Consider the following 19,099-nt stretch of genomic DNA (forward strand, 5'->3'; position numbering starts at 1 on the left):
ATGAAGCAAAGACTGATGATCATAATAGGGTTCATCCTCCTATGTCTCCAGATGCTGAAGGCACAGGAGAAAGTCAACATCTGGCAAGGCACAGCATGCAGAAAAAATGTGGAAATGACTGCATATCTGGCAAAAGGTGGCAGCAAGATGGCTGTCATCGTATGTCCTGGCGGAAGTTACCTCTGGCACGATATGAATGGCGAAGGACACGAAGTGGGCAAATGGTTGCAGAACAACGGAATCTCTGCATTCGTGCTCCATTACCGTACTGCCGGATTCATGGCCTTCTTCCTGCATTACCGCCAGCTGTTCAGAGGAGTCCGATACCCTGATGCATTGGACGACCTGACCCAAGCCACCTTATATATTAAGGAACACGCAAGGGAATACGGAGTCTGCTCCGACAGCATTGGAGCGATGGGCTTTTCTGCAGGCGGTCATCTTGTACTGTCGGGAGTTACCATGCGTAAACTTCCCCTGATGTTTGTTGCCCCCATCTATCCGGTCGTTACCATGAACGGAAAATACGTTCACAAGCGGTCGCGCAGAGCCTTGTTGGGCGACAACCGCAAAAACAACAGACGGCTTCGAGACTCCCTGTCTATTGAGCATCATATTTCAGCCAGTTGTCCACCCGTGTTTCTGGTAAACTGCAAGGATGATCCTATCGTAAAATACCAGAACTCAGAATTGCTCGATTCCGCCCTGACTGTCCATCACATTCCCCATCAATACATCCAATACAAGACGGGAGGACATGGATTTGGAGCCTCCGACACAAAGGGTTCGCCCGAATGTCGGCAATGGAAGAAAGAGTTTTTAGTTTGGATCAGAAAACTTCAGACCCAATAATTACAGCATTAGACTTTTCCTGATTCAAGGATTCCAAGAATGAAAAAAATCAAGGATTCCAAGAATGAAAGAACAAAAAAGATTCCAATATGAACATAACAGATTTTGACGATATTCGCCCATACAATCCCGATGAATTTCTTGAGGCCATGCAGCGCATCGCCCACAGTTCATCGTTTCCGATTCTTTCTGCATACGTCTATCCGGAAGAATCGGTCAAGGAAATCCGTCAACGCATAACCAACTACCAGACGGTTAGGGAATTTCAACAGGACACGATGAGTAAAGTCAACCAGCAGGTGATAGAAAACAGCATCACGGAATTTTCCTGCTCAGGACTCGACAAGCTGAGTCCTGAAGGGCATTATCTCTATGTTTCCAACCACCGTGACATCATGTTAGACTCCAGTCTTCTCCAATATTTCCTGCTCAATCACGGCTTCGACACCACAGAGATTACCTTTGGTGCCAATCTGATGTCCAACCAGTTGATAATCGATATTGGCAAATGCAACAAGATGTTTAAGGTAGAACGCCCGGGCGGAAGTCTGAAAGAATTCTATCGCAGTTCCAGACACCTGTCCGATTACATCCGTTTCGTGATTCAGGAGAAAGGACAGTCCATCTGGATAGCCCAGCGCAACGGCAGGACCAAGGATGGAAACGACACGACAGACCAGGGCATCATCAAGATGTTCTGCATGTCTTGCCCGGATGATAAAATCAAGGCAATAGACCAGTTGCACATCGTACCTGTAGCGATTTCCTACGAATGGGAATCATGCGATATTCTGAAAACACTCGAACTCTACGAAAGCCAGTTTGCCAAATACACCAAAAAACCGGGCGAAGATCTGAACAGTATTCTGACGGGAATCTCCCAACCCAAAGGTAGGGTACACATAGAAATCTGCGAACCGATTTCCCGCATGGAACTGATGAAACTGGAACAGCTTACGAGCAACGAATATCACAAGGCAGTAGCCCGTCTGCTGGACGAGCGCATCAACAAGGCCTATCGCCTGTATCCCAACAATTACATCGCTTACGACCTGCGGTACGGCACCAGAAAATACCAGGATTTCTATACCCCGCAACAGAAGGAAGAATTCTTAGCACACGTCAGAGAATTGGAACATTATGATACTTGCGACATCGAAATGCTGAAAGATATTTATTTAGGCATTTACGCCAACCCTGTAAACAACAAGTAAGAAGAAATAGAAGAAACAATAAGTAAGAAGCAGAAAAATAAGAAATAAGAAAATGACAGAACTGATTCTGAAAATATACGATTATCTCAAGACGCATCGGCTGAGTGGCATCTGCTCATCCGTAGCAATCACACTCATACTTCTCCTTGCAGTTACCAGACTGAACTACAAGGAAGATATTGCCGACTTTCTTCCGATAGATAGCGAGCACCAGAATGCCATGAAGGTCTATCAGAACATTTCGGGAGCCAGCAAGATTTTCGCCATCTTCCAATACAGGAATGCTGCGCAATCTGATGATCCGGAAATACTGACCCATACCATAGACGCTTTCGTAGAGAATGTGGAGAAAGCAGACTCTGCCCACGTCATCAGAAATCTGATGGCACAAGTGGATTTGGAAAAGATGAACCAGATAACAGATTTCGTCTATCAGAACATTCCTTATTTCCTGACAGATGCAGACTATCGGAGAATGGACAGTCTGCTCAGTCAGCCTGATTACATTCCCCACCAGCTGAAAGCAGACAAACAAATGCTCCTCTTCCCTACCGGCGGCATTCTGTCTGACAACATTCAGCGCGACCCGCTGAACCTCTTCACTCCCATCCTGCAGAAATTGCAGCATTCCGAATCCAGTCTGAAATATGAAATGTACGATGGCTATATCTTCTCTCCCGACATGAAGAAGGCCATTGTGATGATGGATTCTCCCTACGGGGCAAGTGAGACTGAGAATAATGCCCGCCTTACCCAAATGCTAAAAGACTGTGCCCGGGAAGCCAGCCAGTCGCATCCGAATATAGAAATCCACATCATAGGCGGACCCGTTATTGCCGTCACCAATGCCCATCAGATCAAAACCGACAGCATTCTTTCTGTAAGTATTGCCGTCGTACTGATCCTTGCCCTGCTCTTCTTCTCCTTCAGAAGCAGGAGAAACCTTTTGCTCATAGCCCTTTCCATCGGATGGGGCTGGCTCTTTGCCATCGGCGGGTTAGCTCTCTTCCACAATCAGGTTTCGGTCATCGTCATCGGCATTTCATCTATCATCTTGGGTATTGCAGTCAACTACCCTCTTCATTTCATCGCCCACCTTGCTCATACACCCGACAAGCGGAAGGCGCTGAAAGAAATCGTCATGCCCCTCCTGGTGGGCAACGTGACTACGGTAGGTGCTTTCCTGGCATTAGTTCCACTCAAATCCGTGGCCTTAAGAGACCTGGGACTGTTCAGTTCTCTCCTGCTCGTCGGCACCATCGTATTCGTGCTCATCTATCTTCCCCATCTTTCTAAGACAACAGGAGAGGCAAAGCATACATTCCTTGACAAGTGGAGCAACATCTCGCTCGAAAAGAAACCGATCTTCGTTACCATTGTGATCATCCTGACCATCATCTTCGGATATTTCAGTCTGCAGACGGAGTTTGACACCAACATGGCACACATTAATTATATGACTCCGGAACAGAAGGCAGACATGGAATATTTCGCCAAAATGATGAAACAGGAAGACGGAATCCAGAAAGTCTATGCCCTGTCTTCCGACTCCACTTTGGACGGAGCACTCGACAAAAGCCTCTCCTTGCAGGGAACTCTGCAGGAACTTTCCGACCAGAAGACTATACAGGACTACTCCTCCTGCAACCAGTTTATCACATCGAAGAAAGAACAGGCACGGCGCCTGCAACTCTGGCAGAAATTCCTCGATAAACACCAGCATCTCCTCACTTCCGGCATCAAACCTTATATGACAGAAGAAGGATTTGCCGATGGTTGTTTCGCAGATTTCGAGCGCATTCTCCACCAGGATTACCAGCCGCAGGACATTCAGCATTTCAAACCTCTGCTGCAATCCGTATTCGCCTCCAACATCAGTACCGACAGTCTCAACGGCAAATACCACGTCATCAACATCCTCTCTGCCAAAGAAAAGGATGTAAAGAAGGTGGAGGATTGTCTGCAAACACAACATTGCTTCAGTTTTGATGTGAAGAGCATGAACAGCGCCATCGCCAACCATCTGTCAGACGATTTCAACTACATCGGATTTGCCTGCGGATTCATCGTGTTCTTCTTCCTCTGGTTGTCTATGGGAAGTATCGAGTTAGCTGTCCTCTCATTCATCCCGATGGCTATCAGCTGGTTGTGGATATTGGGACTGATGGCCATCTTCCACATGCAGTTCAACATCGTGAACATCATCCTCGCCACCTTCATCTTCGGTCAGGGCGACGACTACACCATCTTCATGACAGAGGGAGCCATGTACGAATATGCTTACCGGCGCAAGATGCTTGCCTCCTACAAGCATTCCATCATCATTTCAGCCCTCATCATGTTTATCGGCATCGGCACGCTGATAGTAGCCCGCCATCCGGCACTCCGCTCTTTGGCAGAAGTCACCATCGCAGGCATGTTCTCCGTGGTTCTGATGGCCTATATTTTCCCGCCGCTTATCTTCAACTGGCTGGTGAAGCACAAGGGAGAATACCGGGTTCGCCCCCTTTCCTTACAGATGCTTTTCCGCCGTAGGAAAGAGGGAGTGGCCTATTATCACGACCTGGTTCTCGACCGCTACCGCTACAAGGGTGTGGAAGTTTTCAGCACCGTGAAGCGGAATCTCAGGCGCAACCGTGATTATCAGACGTGGATGGAACAGCAGGATACTTCTCAGCCAGTCATCATCCCGTCTGCCGGCTATGGAGAAAAAGCGCTCCTCTTTGCCCTGCTCCACCCAGAGACAAAAGTGATTGCCGTAGAAGCAGATCCTGACAAATGCAGACTGATGAAATTCAGCATGGAAGGGATTGTTGATAATGTAGAAATCATCAACCAAGCTGAAACCAGCCGTCAAATGTGATTATAAGAAAGGATTAAGATCTCATGAATAAGATACAAGATCAGCATGAATGAGATTTAAGATGAACTAAAATCAATATGTATAAAAATGAAAATCAATATGAAAGAGAATATTAGAAAAATCCTGGAAGAAGCCCTACCACTGGTAGATTTAGATTCAGATTTCCTGTTCAATGAACTGGATTCCTTAGGCATTACCACCATCCTGATGCTCCTTTCAGACGAATACCAGATAAAACTGGAATCATCAGACGTAACACCTCGGAATTTCCGCAACTTAGACAGCCTTGTGGCAATGGTAGAAAAGAAAAAACAGGCAGGCGTATGAAGACATCAGAGAACCATCTGTTGACTTTAGAGGACTATCTGGAAAGAGACGCAGCATTATTCCCCGACAAGGTGGCAATCATCTGTGGAGAAGAATCATGCACTTATCGGCAACTGTGGAACCGTGTAACCGATGCAGCCGCTTCGTTTCATAGCAAGGGACAGGCGATTTCTTTTGTTGCTTCCCCTACGATAGAATGCCTCGTAACATATTTTGCCATTCATCTCTCAGGAAACGTGGCAGTTCCGCTGGAACAGAAATCGCAATTTTCTGAAGAAATGAACAAGACAGAAGAAGCCGACATTCCTGCAGGAGTTGCCGACATTCTTTTCACGACAGGCACAACCGGCAAGTCGAAGGGAGTGATGATTTCCCATTCCACCATCATCGCCAATGCTGAAAATCTGATAGAAGCACAAGGCTTTCATCACGACCTGACCTTCATCATCAATGGTCCTCTCAGCCACATCGGAAGTCTCTCCAAGGTCTATCCCATCATCCTCGTAGGCGGCACCCTGCACATCATCAACGGAATGAAAGACATCAACCGTTTCTTTCAGGCAATGGATTCCCCTACTGAAGGAAAGTTTGCCACATTCCTGGTTCCGGCAAGCATCCGGATGCTGTTGACATTTGCTTCCGACCGCCTCACCCAATATGCAGACAGAATAGAATTCATCGAAACAGGCGCAGCTCCTATCTCTCAAAACGACATGGAGAAACTTTGCTTTGCCCTGCCCCAGAGCCGCCTTTACAATACGTATGCTTCCACCGAGACGGGCATCATCTCCACCTATGATTTCCAGCACGGCGAATGCCTGGTTGGCTGTGTAGGCAAACCGATGAAGCATGCAGGTTTCATCATCGGCGAAGACGGAAAAATCGCCTGCACAGGGAAAACGCTCATGAGCGGTTATTATGGTGATGAAGCCCTGACCCGCTCTATCATGAAAGAAGGAGTCCTCTACACCTCCGACCGGGGAACAATTGACGAACAAGGACGTTTGCGGCTCAAGGGACGGGATGGCGACATCATCAATGTAGGCGGTTATAAAGTGGCGCCTGATGAAGTGGAAGACGCCGCCCTCAGCCTTCCGTTTATCAAGGACTGCATCTGTATTCCTGCCAACCATCGGGTTTTGGGCACCATTCTGAAACTATTAGTTGTGCTCGACGAGGATCATCCGTTCAACAAACGAGAGATAGCCTTAGCACTTCGCGACAAGCTTGAACCCTATAAAATCCCTACCCAATACGAGCAAGTAGAAAGCATTCAGCGCACCTTCAACGGGAAAATAAACCGGAAGGCATATCTTTCAGAAAAGTAGGTATGACTGCTCGTCAAATCATAAAAAAGCAATTAAAGTCGTAAAAAAATAGACAATTCGCTTGGTGTTCTCAAAAAAATACATTAATTTTGCCACCATAAAATAATAACATAACCAATTATTAGACTATGATGACAATCGAAGAATACAGAGCAGCCATCTTTCAAGCGCTGCTCGATGCAAAGAACGAGGACGGAACTCAGGTTCTCAGCGAAAAGGAAGCCAGAGAAGCTCTCAACGGCTTTAGTGACGATGAGTTGCAAGATGGCATCCTATGGAATTCACCGGAGGATGTGGCTAACATCATATTGGAAGGATAAGAATACTTCAAAATATTCAGTCAAGAAGCGTATCATGGAATTCATGATACGCTTCTTTCATTTTATACGCTTTATTTTAATCGCTGCAAACGCAATAGAATTGTAGAAAGAAACGTCCTATTTTCCATTTCTTTTAAAAATGAAATAAAAAAATATATAATGCGCAACATTTCTTTGCGTAATTCAATAATTATTTGTAAATTTGCAGCCGCTAAGTCAAACTTATGCTCCATTCGGAGTGATTTGCCCCTCGGATGAGGGCTTTTGACCAGGCATAGAAGAATATTACCGGTAAAAAAGATACATTTAAGATAATGAAGATAGAAAACGAAATCATCAGCTCAGTAATCGCTGCGGTGAAAGAGCTTTATGGTCAGGACGTACCAGAGAAAATGGTAGCCCTGCAGAAGACCAAGAGTAATTTCGAAGGTAACCTTACCCTCGTCGTATTCCCATTCCTCAAGATATCTAAGAAGAAACCTGAGGATACTGCACAGGAAATCGGTGAGTACTTGAAGAAAAACTGCGCTAATGTCATCGCAGACTTCAATGTGGTAAAGGGTTTCCTCAACCTTTCTATCGCTCCTGCCGCTTGGGTAGGACTCCTCAACACCATCAACGCTGACCCTAAGTTCGGTGAGAAGCCAGTTACAGAGAACAGCCCACTCGTCATGATCGAGTACTCTTCTCCTAACACCAACAAGCCTCTCCACCTCGGTCACGTGCGCAACAACCTCCTCGGCTGGTCTTTGGCTCAGATTATGGAGGCAAACGGCAACAAGGTAATCAAGACAAACATCGTCAACGACCGCGGTATTCACATCTGTAAGTCAATGCTCGCTTGGCTCAAGTGGGGCAATGGCGAAACTCCAGAAACTTCCGGCAAGAAGGGCGACCACCTCATCGGCGACTACTACGTAGCTTTCGACAAGCACTACCGTGAGGAAATCACAGAACTCAAGGCTCAGTACTTGAAGGAAGGCATGAACGAAGAAGCTGCCACAGAGAAAGCAAAGACAGAGGCTCCGCTGATCAAGGAGGCTCACGAAATGCTCGTCAAGTGGGAGAACAACGACCCTGAAGTTCGCGCTCTCTGGCAGAAGATGAACAGCTGGGTATATGCAGGCTTCGACGAGACTTACAAGATGATGGGTGTAAGTTTCGACAAGATATATTATGAGTCAAATACTTACCTCGAAGGTAAGAAGAAGGTAGAAGAAGGCTTGGAGAAGGGACTCTTCTTCCGCAAGGACGACAACTCTGTTTGGGCAGACCTCACCAATGAGGGCCTCGACCAGAAGCTCCTGCTCCGTTCAGACGGCACTTCTGTCTATATGACTCAGGACATCGGTACTGCCGATCTCCGTTTCAAGGACTTCCCTATCGACAAGATGATCTACGTAGTAGGTAATGAGCAGAACTACCACTTCCAGGTACTCTCTATCCTGCTCGACCGTCTCGGTTTCAAGTGGGGTAAGGACTTGGTTCACTTCTCTTATGGTATGGTAGAATTGCCTAACGGAAAGATGAAGAGCCGCGAGGGAACTGTAGTAGATGCAGATGACCTGATGGCAGAGATGATCAAGGATGCTCGCCAGACCAGCGATGAGTTGGGCAAGTTCAAGGACATGAGCGAAGAAGAGCGCCAGGAGATTTCACGCATCGTGGGTCTCGGAGCGTTGAAGTATTTCATCCTCAAGGTAGATGCCCGCAAGAATATGCTCTTCAATCCAGAAGAGAGTATCGACTTCAACGGCAATACAGGTCCTTTCATCCAGTACACCTACGCTCGTATCCGCAGCATCATGCGCAAGGCAGCAGCCGAGGGCATCGAGATTCCAGCAGAGTTGGGCGCAGATGCACCTATCAACGAGAAAGAGATTGACCTCATCCAGAAGATGAACGACTTCGCTTCTGCCGTAGCCGATGCAGGCAACAACTACAACCCTGGAGGTATTGCCAACTACTGCTACGAGTTGACCAAGGAGTTCAACCAGTTCTATCACGACTACAGCATCCTGAATGCTGAGAGCGAGGCAGAGAAGATTACCCGTCTGGTTCTTGCAGCCAATGTCGCTAAGATCTTGAAGAACGGTATGGCACTTCTCGGCATCGAGGTTCCAGAAAGAATGTAATGATCCTGATGTAGGGGGCTTATATATATAAGAATCCTCTATAAGAAAGGAAATTCAAGATATAATAACCTACAATTTAATAAAGAATATTGACTATTGACAAATAATGAGCATCGTCCCAACAGAAAGATTGGGACATGCTCATTTGCTTTTTTTTAACCCCAACAGAAATAATAGAAATATGAGTAATATGCCTGTGAATCCTCCATCATGGAGAAACGATACCGTTTTACCATTGCCCAATGAAGTAATGGCAAATGCCTGGGCTGTAGATGCAGCCTGTTCCGGCAATCCCGGTCCGATGGAATACCAATGCATAGACCTGCAGACGGGAGCACAGGTTTTCCACTACGGTCCGCTACACGGCACCAATAATATCGGCGAGTTCCTCGCCATAGTCCACGCCCTTGCCCTGATGGAACAAAGGGGGATTACTGACAAGGTAATCTACAGCGACAGCGTGAATGCCCAGCTGTGGGTAAAAAAGAAACAATGCAAGACCAAGTTGGAGCATACTCCCCAGACCGCGCAGCTCCATCAGATCATAGCCCGCGCAGAAAACTGGCTCCGCACCCACCAGGTTACCATCCCTATTTTGAAATGGGATACCAAGACTTGGGGCGAAATCCCAGCCGACTTCGGAAGGAAATAAAAGAAAACTTCCCATTCATAAGTTTCCTCCTCTAAAAAAATGGTCATGAAAATTATCCTATCACTATAGGTAACTTTCATGACCCTAAAAAACTTTAAACACTTGTCTTTTTGGGTTTGGCTTTCCAAACTATACTTGTCATGAGAACAGACATTAAAGCTGCACCTATCCAGAAATAATTGATATAGGTGAAGTCGTAACAATCCACTCCATTCACAATCTGCTTATTACCCTCTATGAGTAAACCGCTCATGATATCTTGAATACCAGCACCAACATAACTTGCGACACCGACAACACCAAGAGCAGCGCCAGAAGCATTCTTAGGAGCAATATCCACAGCCATCAAACCGCCAAGGAAACAGAGCAACACACCGATACTCAAACCGAAGAGAATCATGGCAGTAACATCTACCCAAAGCTGATGACCAGAAACCAGAAGGAACAGGCAGAGAGCTAAGGCATTCAACAATCCAAAGATAACTGCAGGCAAATAGCGGTTGCCCTTAAATACCTTATCAGACAACAAGCCTGATGTCACAGTACCTACAATACCGAGAACAGAATTGATGGAAATGATAAAACTTGCATCAATGGTAGAGTAACCCTTCTCATTCTCCAGGTAGAAAATACCCCAGCTATTTACCGCATAACGGCTAATATACATGAAGGCACTACTCAAAGCCAAGACCCAGATCAAAGGATTCTTCAACACAGCTTTCTGCGCCTTATTATAAGAAGCCGTATCCTGCTGTTTTTTCTCTATCACCTGTGCACCAGGGAGCGAAACACCCTTGCTGGCAGGAGTATCGTGGAAGAATGTCAGCAACAGTACCACACCGGCAATACCCACCACGGCAGCACCGATAAAACCATATTGCCATCCAAATGCACTTACAATAGAAGCCACAAAGATGAACGTCATAGCCTCACCAATATTATGGCTGGCACTCCAAAAGCCGTAGAACGTGCCTCGGTTCTTATCTGTAAACCATCTGGAAAGACCTACCACGCAAGAAGCAGCACCCATAGACTGGAACCAACCGCTCAATCCCCATAATACTGCGAAAAGTATAAAGGAATGGGTAAAGCCCAAAATCAAGTTAACCAAAGCTGTAACCAACAGACCTGTTGACATCAATCGCTTGATGTTGCTTCTGTCTGCAAGGAAACCATTGGTAAACTTACCGATAGCATAAGTGAAGAAGAGAACAGAACCGATAATACCCAACTCTGTCTCAGAGAAAACACCATTATCCACAATTGGCTTTTTGATTACATTCAAGCTCAATCGGCAAACATAGTAAGTACCATAACCGATAGTAGCAGAAAGGAAAGTTGCCCATTGCAATCTCTTGAGTTTCTTGGCACTTTCCTCTTCGCTCATGTTTTCACATGCTACAGGTTCGGAAACTTTATAAAAATCAATTATTTTCTTAAACATATTTTTTACTTATTATAAATGAGAGATTGAATTCCAATACATATCCCAAAAAGCAACATGAGTCAGAGCTTTTTTAAGTTGTGCATGACTTACCACCGTAAGCATGCACAACTATCCTAACACAATCAACTATTTGAAATATATAATGAAACCTAAAACTACTTGTGAAGATTCTTCACTCTCAAATATTCGAGAAGCAATGCAGGGCGGTCTGTCTGGATAAGTTTGAAACCTTGTTGAACAAGCCATCCCCAGCTCTCATCCGGCTGGCGAAGCTCTACGGCTCTATCATCATCATGTCCCGCATTCTGCGCTGGCCACAAGGCGTTGACAAACACCTGAATGCCATTGTCTCTTAGCTTTTTCACAAGACGTAAAACCTGATCATCTACCTGAGAGAACCTGACCTCGAAAGCCAAAGGCTTCATATTCTGCAGATAACTGTCTATAATACTTTCTGCATCAGCTCGACACAAGTCAGCCTTAGGCATGAATATTACTTTATCCAGAATATTGCCATGTTGCTCTTTTACGGTCTGGTAAGGCAACCTTTCCTTGACCACACATTGGTTAGCAGTACCCGTTTCCTCAAGAATTTTTTGCACATCTTCAAAATATTCGTACCCTTTATCCACATTCACAAGAATCTTTCCCTTGCAAAGCAGCATAGTTTCCCTAAGTGTAGGAATCTGATGACAGGTACGGCAGCCTGCTCCATTTTTCAAACGAAGCTTTTTGAGTTCTGCCAGCGTATAATCTTCAGGTTTTCCTGTACCATTGGTTGTCCGATCTAAAGTTCCGTCATGCATCAAGATAAGTTCTCCGTCTTTCGTTTTTTTCAAATCCAGTTCAACCATATCAACTCCCATGTCAATACAATTTTGGAATGCCTGGAGTGAGTTTTCTGGAGCATTACGCCAGTCACCACGATGAGATACAACCAAAACAGACTGCTGAGCAGGAGCCGCTAAATCTGAAAGGATTTCGTTGATCCGTTGTGCATAACTTACCGCTGTAAGTATGCACAACCAACCTAAAACAATAAACCTTCTGAACATATAAGCGTGAACTTTTTACGTTTTACTTGTGAAGTTTCTTAGCTCTCAAATATTCGAGAAGCAATGCAGGGCGGTCTGTCTGGATAAGTTTAGCACCTTGACCAACAATCCATCCCCAGCTTTCTTCCGGCTGCTTGAGTTCAACAGCACGATCATCATCATGACCACCGCAAAGCTCAGGCCAGAGCGTATTGATGAAAACTCTTGCGCCACTATCACGCACCTTCTTAATCAGACGACGAGTATTAGCATCATCTGTTTTGAAAACCAATTCATAAGCCTTTGGCTTCATATTTTTGATGTAACCGTCAATCACCTCTTCCGCACCAGGCTTACCAAGGTTTACCACAGGCATGAAAATCATTTTATCAAGGACATCACCATGCTCAGCCTTTACTACCTCATAAGGAAGTTCAGCTTTGATTATGCACTGGTCAACAGTACCAGTCTCCTTCAAAACCTTCATTGCATCATCGAAGTAATCGTACCCCTTATCCACATTCACCATGATTTTACCCTTGCAGAGTTCCATCACCTCACGGAATGTAGGAATATGATGACGAGTCTTGCAACCTACGCCATTCTTCAAGCGAAGAGATTTCAAAGAATCAAGCGTAAAATCTTCAGCGATTCCTTTTCCGTTCATGGTACGGTCAATCTTCTTATCGTGCATCAAGACCAGAACGCCATCCTTGGTTTTCTTCAAGTCCAACTCAACCATATCAACACCCATGTCGATGCAGTTTTGGAAAGCCTGAACAGAATTTTCAGGAGCATTACGCCAGTCTCCACGATGAGAAACAACCATAACATTTTCCTTAGCAGGCTTATTGAAATTCTTAAGAATCTCTTTTAAATTGCTTTGTGCAAAGCTCACAGAAGTGAGCATGCACAACATTGATAATATATATATTTTTTTCATTGTATATTGCTTTTAATTAGTTTAATTGATTATTTTTCCAAATTAATTGTTCGCCCCAGAAAGGAACTATTGCTTTTTTGCAATTAAGTTGAGAAGCTCTGTATAATCCAGAATTCAAACTCCATCTGCAATCCTCTTCGTCAATATGAGTCAACTCCAATATATGTGAAACCAAGACATAATCTGGTGTCGTTTGCCCTTCTCCTGTACCTAAGATATTGTTCTCTGCCAACGCATTTGGAGCATAACGAGTTATCAAAACATTTACATGAGGCAATATGTTAGTATATTGAGTCGGTTTGAAATTTGAATCACCTGTATGAAGCATTGTAAGATTACCACTATCATCACCACATTCAAAAGTAAATACAGATATAAAATTTGATAAACCTGCATTATTATGATCTGTAATAGAGACATGAATTTTCACATTCTTACATTGATAATCAGTTGAAACTTTGGAAGTACAACCGCCTTTAATGTAATTAGAATATACAGGCTTACCAGACTTTAGCATTGCATTGATAAGTTTTTTATTGTAATGATCTTGATGATTATGAGTTACGCAAATGAAATCCAAATAAGGTTCAAGTTGTTCTGCCCAACGATGATTGATATCAATACCAAAACATACAGATGGTGTTTTAACTATATATCCCATATTATATAGATTCCAAATATAAGCAGTCTCATTCTCTACATTAGTAAACTTGACAGCTTGCAATACATGTTCAAAACTCAAGCGATAAAATGCCAACATGGGTTCAAATCTTTCACGCAAGTTTGCCTTTTCGTCAGAACAACCCAAATAACTTATATAGAAATCAGCAGAACAAGCATCTGCCATTTCTTGTATAGTATTCAAGATAGATTTTCTCGTATTTCCTATAGGAATTTCCAAAGGAGATGTTTCCCACAGATGTTCTGCAACAGTTCTTGCTGCTTGCATTTGAGTTGTTTCTCCGCTCAACACTTGAGCATTGGAGCTACCAGTATCTTCATTTCCACAAGAAGGTAAAATCAGAATGAGAAAAACGAGAAACAACAATATCTTTTTCATACGACTATCTAAATATAGATTTCAAGAGGACCTGAGTCCTCTTGAAATTTAACATTTTACTTATCGTAGCCTGGATTTTGCCACAAGATATCTGGATTGCCTACCTTTTCTATTTCAGTTTGAGGAATTGGGAAAAGAAGCTGATAGTCTTGAATATTCAAGCCTTGTGCTGCCAATACGCTCTTTGCATATCCCATTCTAACCAAATCAAACCAACGATGACCCTCATATGGGAACTCCTTTTGACGCTCATCCAAAATAGCCTTACGGAAACTTTCCTGAGTAGGAACATCTGCTGCTGTCAACTTAGTAAGACCTGCTCTTGTTCTGGTTGCATTCAATTGTTTCAATGCAATAGAACTTTCAGAAGCGTCATAACCAAGTTCGTTCAATGCCTCTGCATACATCAAAACAACGTCTGCATAACGAAGCAAGATTTGGTCATTACCTACCTGATTGAATGATACATTCTTTGTATCCAAGAACTTAGTCATCAAATAGGTCTTACTTTCTGCCTTCACATAAGTAATCATTTCCTTGCGAGTATCACCTGGTGTGAAGCAGTTTACGAGAGCATCAGCCTGACCACTTTCATCGGTCAAATTAGTAATATCATACCAATATGTATGACCCTCGTTTACGATGTCCTTATTAAAGTGAACAGCAAAGATAATCTCAGCATTATTCTTGTTATTCACATCAAACACCTGACCGATTGATGGCAACAGAGAATATTTGCCGATCAATTGAGAAAGAACGTTCTTTGCCTCATTCCACTTATGGAATGTAAGATAAACCTTACCTAACAAAGCCTTAGCAGCATTAGCAGTAACACGTCCTGTTTCTGTTGCAGAATAAGTTTCAGGAAGATAATTATTATCTACAATCTCCTTCAAATCACCAGCAATCAGATCAAACATCTGCTCATCAGAATATCTTGCAATCTTCAAAGCTTCTGCAGCACTTACTACATGCTTTGTTGCAGGTACACCACCCCAAACACGATACATATTGAAGTAGTTCAAGGCTCTGATAAACATAGCCTCACCTTTATATTGCTTTTTTAAGGTCTCGTCAAACTGGGCACCGTCTATCTGATCAAGTATCAGGTTACAACGGTAAATGTTATTATTGAAATTTGCCCAATAATCAGACAAGATTCCATTTGAAGGCTTATCTTCAAAATGATTGATGTCATAACGGTCCTGAGTACCAGCAGTAGGAGCTTTTACCTCCATGTTATCGCTACGATACTCACAGCATTCTTTATAGAAATTCACCTGAGACTGCAACTTTGCGTAACAGCCGACTACAGCAACATCGTAATCACCTGCAGTCTTATACACCTTATCTATAGTTACTTTACTTGCTGGCTCCAAATCAAAGAAGCTATCTCCACATGAAGTCATCAGCAAAGTTGCTAAAGATGCTAAAAATAATATCTTTTTCATATTGTGTAATTCTTTATAATGTGAGATTCAAACCAAACATATATGTTCTTGCTAAAGGATAAGTACCATAGTCCTCACCTGGAGTCAAGTTTTGAGATGGACGGGCATTTACCTCTGGGTTATAACCACTATAGTTGGTAATGGTGAAGAGGTTTTGTCCAGAAACATAAACTCTCAGCTTTTCAACCTTGAACTTCTGAGTGAAGTTGCTTGGCAATGTATAACCTAATGAAAGGTTCTGGAGACGAAGGTATGAGCCACCTTCCAAATGCCAGGTTGAAGTACGTCCGTTACTACCAGTTTGCTTACGGTTAGCACGGTTTACCCAACCGCTACCTGGATTTTCAGGACTCTTCCAACGGTCAAGAGCGACCTTAGTACCATTTACGTTACCTTCCATATTGTCAATGTAACGGCGATTCAAGTTCAAAATCTTGTTGCCATAAACGCCCTGGAAGTTGAAGTCCATATCGAAACCTCCGTACCAAAGCTTACCACCGAAGCCATAAGTGAACTTAGGCATGTAATTACCACATACTGTACGATCCTTATCCAAGTCAATATCACCACTTCCATCAACATCTACGAAACGGAAGTCACCCACTTTTGCGTTAGCAAGGTGTGGATAACTATCAAGTTCCTGCTGGTTCTTGAATACACCATCATACTTCAAAAGATAGTAGCTACCAATTGGTTTGCCAACCTCTGTAATATAATAAGCATGACCAACACTACCAGAAGAAATAATAGGTGCATTACCTGGACCTAACTCTTTCACTTCATTGGTATTCTTTGCATAGTTTACATTGAATGAGTATCCCAAACCATTAGCAAATGTATGCTGTGAAGTCAAGCCGATTTCCCAACCACGGTTGTTTACCTTACCCAGATTCTGAAGAGAGGTGCTATAACCAGTCAAGAGAGGTACTGGTACATAAAGCAACATATTAGATGTATTGGTATTATAGTAATCAATTGAAACACCTAAATAACCATCAAACATCTGAATATCGATACCAGCATTGATCATCTGGTTCTTCTCCCAGCTCAAATCATCACGCTTGATATTATCAGGCTTGTAGCCATAAGCTAAACCATTGCCAAGAATATAGTTATCTATAGACATGGTTGCCAAATGGTCGTAATCGCCAATTTGGAAGTTACCTGTCACACCATAGCTGGCACGAATCTTCATGTCATTGATGAAAGACAATTCCTTCACATTCTTGAAGAACTGCTCATCGCTGATACGCCAAGCAGCAGAAGCAGATGGGAAGTAACCCCAACGGTTGTTCTTGCCGAAACGTGATGAACCATCAGTACGGATTGCTGCAGAAAGCATATAGCGTCCCTCGTAGTTGTACTGAACACGAGCCAAATAAGAAGCGATAGACCACTGAGTCTTGTCTGAACCACCCTCAGTTACAGTACCACCATTTATTGTATGGATGTAGTCGTTAGGGTAATCTGTTGCCGTAACATTATCAGACTTCATTGTCTCTTTCTGAGCAGACTGTACCAAGACTGCAGAAATATTGTGCTTCTTATTAATTGTTGTAGTATAAGTAAGCTGGTTCTCTATCAACCAATTGAAGTAGAAAGAAGAAGAACTGTAACCCGTTGGATTAGAAGGAGTATCATAGTAATTCTTTCCCTTCAAAGGCAAAGAAGACTGACGATACTTATCATTATGAGCACCATAATAATCACCACCCATAGAGAACTTATAAGAAAGTCCCTTCATGAGTTCCAATTCTGCAAATGCCTTACCTGTAATAGACATACGATCAGTAACATTTGACTGCAAACGAGCCATAGCAACAGGGTTCAACACCTCGTTAATCTGATAGTCAGTACCGATACGCAAGAAACCATTACCCTGATAATTATAAGAGCCGTCTGGATTATAAACAGGGAAAATAGGAGGCATCATCAATGCAGACTGAACGATTCCGTTTGCGCCAGAAGCATTTACAGAGTTAGAAACAGAGTAAGAAGGAGCAAAATTAACTCCAAACTTCAAACGCTTGTGCTGACCAGAGAGATTCAAACGACCACCATACTTTTCAAAATCTGAACCAATTATAATACCATTTTTCTTCATATAGTTACCTGATACGAAATAATTGATACTATTTGATTTACCAGAAAGAGAAATATTATGACCTGTTGTCATTGCACTACGGAAAATTGCATCCTGCCAATCTGTATCTGTGAGTCCAGTCTGTCCTTCCAAATATGGAACTAACATATCAGGAATCTTCATGTAACCTTCTTTACGAGAACTATTTGGATCACTTGCACTTCCATTAGGATTCTTATCCAAATATGCGTTATCGTGTGCATCTTTTACGAATTCTGCATATTCGTAAGCGTTCATCATATCCAATTTCTTAGATACGTTCTGTACACCTACATAACCATCGTAAGAAACAGACAATTTATCAGAGGTACCCTTCTTAGTAGTAACGAGAACAACACCATTAGAACCACGGCTACCATAGATAGCTGCTGCAGAAGCATCTTTCAAAACTTCAATAGACTCAATATCATTGGTGTTCAAGTTAGCAAAGCCACGCTCCATTGGCACACCATCTACAACATAGAGAGGGTCACTACCTGCATTTACGGTGCTTACACCACGTACACGAATACTTACGCTACCCTCAGGGTCACCACTTGGTACTGTTACCTGGACACCAGGCATCTTACCAGCCAGAGCCTGACGGAAGTCTGTAGATGGGTTATTGGCAAGAGCCTCAGCCTTTACAGAAGACACAGCAGTAGATACGTCACGCTTTTTCTGCACACCGTAACCTACAACCACAACTTCGTCGAGTACTTTGTTATCATCAGCCAGGTTTACATTGATTACTTCGCGACCATTCACTTTGATTTCCTGATCTTTGCAGCCAATGTATGATACAGCCAACAAACCATCAGAGGCAATCTCAATCGTATAATTACCATCCAAATCGGTAATTACTCCATTATTGGCAGAGCCTTTTTCCATGACTGTTGCTCCGATAACTGGCTCGCCAGTTTCATCTTTTACAACACCCTTTACCTTGATTTTCTTACCATGGCTTTGAGCTTTTCCTTTGTGCTGAGACTTAATGACGATGTAGTTGCCTTCCAATTCATAAGTACAATTTGTACCCTTGAGCAATTGGTTCAACATACCAAATACATCATCACTCTTTTTGGTTAACGTGACTGTGCGGTTAGCATCCAACTGAGAAGAATTGTACGCAACCTTGTACTTGGAAGACTGCTCAATCTTCTCAAAAGCAGACTTGAGCGTTACCTTGTTTGAACCGAAGCTGACGGTCTGAGCAAAAACTGCCATTTGTCCAGCCAACAGCAAACAAAAGCATGACGCTGAAATTCGTTTTAAGTTCATATAATATTTATTTAGTTAATAATTTGTCCTAAGACGATTACGCATTGAAGACAATTATATTTTTCGTTGC

14 protein-coding genes are annotated in these 19,099 nt (G+C 43.3%); 8 read left to right on the plus strand and 6 right to left on the minus strand.

Translation table 11 applies throughout. The annotated features are described in order from the left end of the window. The 8 genes from KUA50_RS10445 to KUA50_RS10480 all read left to right on the plus strand — a co-directional run bounded on the left by KUA50_RS10445 (position 1) and on the right by KUA50_RS10480 (position 9,691). Positions 1-852, plus strand: a complete 852-nt coding sequence (locus KUA50_RS10445; RefSeq protein ID WP_218457248.1) for an alpha/beta hydrolase — start codon at positions 1-3, stop codon at positions 850-852. Positions 853-941: 89 nt separating this feature from the next. Further along, positions 942-2,066, plus strand: a complete 1,125-nt coding sequence (locus KUA50_RS10450) for a 1-acyl-sn-glycerol-3-phosphate acyltransferase (protein ID WP_218457249.1) — start codon at positions 942-944, stop codon at positions 2,064-2,066. Positions 2,067-2,118: 52 nt separating this feature from the next. Further along, the gene (locus tag KUA50_RS10455) at positions 2,119-4,929 is read left to right on the plus strand and encodes an MMPL family transporter (RefSeq protein ID WP_218457250.1); all 2,811 of its coding nucleotides are present in this window, start codon (positions 2,119-2,121) and stop codon (positions 4,927-4,929) included. Positions 4,930-5,028: 99 nt separating this feature from the next. Further along, positions 5,029-5,256, plus strand: a complete 228-nt coding sequence (locus KUA50_RS10460; RefSeq protein ID WP_022110674.1) for an acyl carrier protein — start codon at positions 5,029-5,031, stop codon at positions 5,254-5,256. Further along, positions 5,253-6,584 (plus strand): class I adenylate-forming enzyme family protein, encoded by a 1,332-nt coding sequence (locus tag KUA50_RS10465; RefSeq protein ID WP_256624295.1) that lies wholly within the window; start codon positions 5,253-5,255, stop codon positions 6,582-6,584. Before KUA50_RS10460 ends, KUA50_RS10465 begins: the two co-directional genes overlap by 4 nt. A gap of 128 nt (positions 6,585-6,712) precedes the next feature. Further along, entirely contained in the window at positions 6,713-6,904 is a 192-nt protein-coding gene (locus KUA50_RS10470) for a hypothetical protein (RefSeq protein WP_218457251.1), read from the plus strand. Between the two features lie 314 nt (positions 6,905-7,218). Then, positions 7,219-9,039, plus strand: a complete 1,821-nt coding sequence (gene argS, locus KUA50_RS10475; RefSeq protein WP_218457252.1) for an arginine--tRNA ligase — start codon at positions 7,219-7,221, stop codon at positions 9,037-9,039. Between the two features lie 190 nt (positions 9,040-9,229). Beyond that, positions 9,230-9,691: an RNase H family protein gene (locus tag KUA50_RS10480; RefSeq protein WP_287845481.1), complete on the plus strand. Its 462-nt coding sequence runs from the start codon at positions 9,230-9,232 to the stop codon at positions 9,689-9,691. 94 nt (positions 9,692-9,785) lie between these two features. Here KUA50_RS10480 and KUA50_RS10485 read toward each other — a convergent pair whose 3' ends face one another. From KUA50_RS10485 to KUA50_RS10510, 6 genes are all read right to left on the minus strand, one after another. Then, positions 9,786-11,135, minus strand: coding sequence for an MFS transporter (locus KUA50_RS10485; protein ID WP_218457253.1), 1,350 nt, complete (start codon positions 11,133-11,135; stop codon positions 9,786-9,788). Positions 11,136-11,293: 158 nt separating this feature from the next. Next, positions 11,294-12,193, minus strand: coding sequence for a glycerophosphodiester phosphodiesterase family protein (locus KUA50_RS10490; RefSeq protein ID WP_218457254.1), 900 nt, complete (start codon positions 12,191-12,193; stop codon positions 11,294-11,296). A gap of 22 nt (positions 12,194-12,215) precedes the next feature. After that, complete coding sequence (locus tag KUA50_RS10495; protein WP_218457255.1) at positions 12,216-13,115, minus strand: glycerophosphodiester phosphodiesterase family protein; 900 nt, start codon at positions 13,113-13,115, stop codon at positions 12,216-12,218. Between the two features lie 16 nt (positions 13,116-13,131). Then, positions 13,132-14,175, minus strand: a complete 1,044-nt coding sequence (locus KUA50_RS10500; protein WP_218457256.1) for an MBL fold metallo-hydrolase — start codon at positions 14,173-14,175, stop codon at positions 13,132-13,134. Between the two features lie 56 nt (positions 14,176-14,231). Continuing rightward, positions 14,232-15,626, minus strand: coding sequence for a RagB/SusD family nutrient uptake outer membrane protein (locus KUA50_RS10505; protein ID WP_218457257.1), 1,395 nt, complete (start codon positions 15,624-15,626; stop codon positions 14,232-14,234). 13 nt (positions 15,627-15,639) lie between these two features. Next, on the minus strand, positions 15,640-18,975 hold the full coding sequence (locus KUA50_RS10510; RefSeq protein WP_218457258.1) for a TonB-dependent receptor: 3,336 nt from the start codon (positions 18,973-18,975) through the stop codon (positions 15,640-15,642). Positions 18,976-19,099: the final 124 nt, after the last annotated feature.

Source organism: Segatella hominis (assembly GCF_019249725.2).
GTDB lineage: Bacteria > Bacteroidota > Bacteroidia > Bacteroidales > Bacteroidaceae > Prevotella.

Excerpts from the sequence above, each read along its gene's own strand:
- KUA50_RS10500 (WP_218457256.1), bottom strand. The coding sequence starts at position 14,175 with ATGAAAAAGATATTGTTGTTTCTCGTTTTTCTCATTCTGATTTTACCT.
- KUA50_RS10510 (WP_218457258.1), bottom strand. The coding sequence starts at position 18,975 with ATGGCAGTTTTTGCTCAGACCGTCAGCTTCGGTTCAAACAAGGTAACG.
- KUA50_RS10485 (WP_218457253.1), bottom strand. The coding sequence starts at position 11,135 with ATGTTTAAGAAAATAATTGATTTTTATAAAGTTTCCGAACCTGTAGCA.
- KUA50_RS10455 (WP_218457250.1), top strand. The coding sequence starts at position 2,119 with ATGACAGAACTGATTCTGAAAATATACGATTATCTCAAGACGCATCGG.
- KUA50_RS10445 (WP_218457248.1), top strand. The coding sequence starts at position 1 with ATGAAGCAAAGACTGATGATCATAATAGGGTTCATCCTCCTATGTCTC.
- KUA50_RS10505 (WP_218457257.1), bottom strand. The coding sequence starts at position 15,626 with ATGAAAAAGATATTATTTTTAGCATCTTTAGCAACTTTGCTGATGACT.
- KUA50_RS10480 (WP_287845481.1), top strand. The coding sequence starts at position 9,230 with ATGCCTGTGAATCCTCCATCATGGAGAAACGATACCGTTTTACCATTG.
- argS (WP_218457252.1), top strand. The coding sequence starts at position 7,219 with ATGAAGATAGAAAACGAAATCATCAGCTCAGTAATCGCTGCGGTGAAA.
- KUA50_RS10490 (WP_218457254.1), bottom strand. The coding sequence starts at position 12,193 with ATGTTCAGAAGGTTTATTGTTTTAGGTTGGTTGTGCATACTTACAGCG.
- KUA50_RS10470 (WP_218457251.1), top strand. The coding sequence starts at position 6,713 with ATGATGACAATCGAAGAATACAGAGCAGCCATCTTTCAAGCGCTGCTC.
- KUA50_RS10465 (WP_256624295.1), top strand. The coding sequence starts at position 5,253 with ATGAAGACATCAGAGAACCATCTGTTGACTTTAGAGGACTATCTGGAA.
- KUA50_RS10460 (WP_022110674.1), top strand. The coding sequence starts at position 5,029 with ATGAAAGAGAATATTAGAAAAATCCTGGAAGAAGCCCTACCACTGGTA.
- KUA50_RS10450 (WP_218457249.1), top strand. The coding sequence starts at position 942 with ATGAACATAACAGATTTTGACGATATTCGCCCATACAATCCCGATGAA.
- KUA50_RS10495 (WP_218457255.1), bottom strand. The coding sequence starts at position 13,115 with ATGAAAAAAATATATATATTATCAATGTTGTGCATGCTCACTTCTGTG.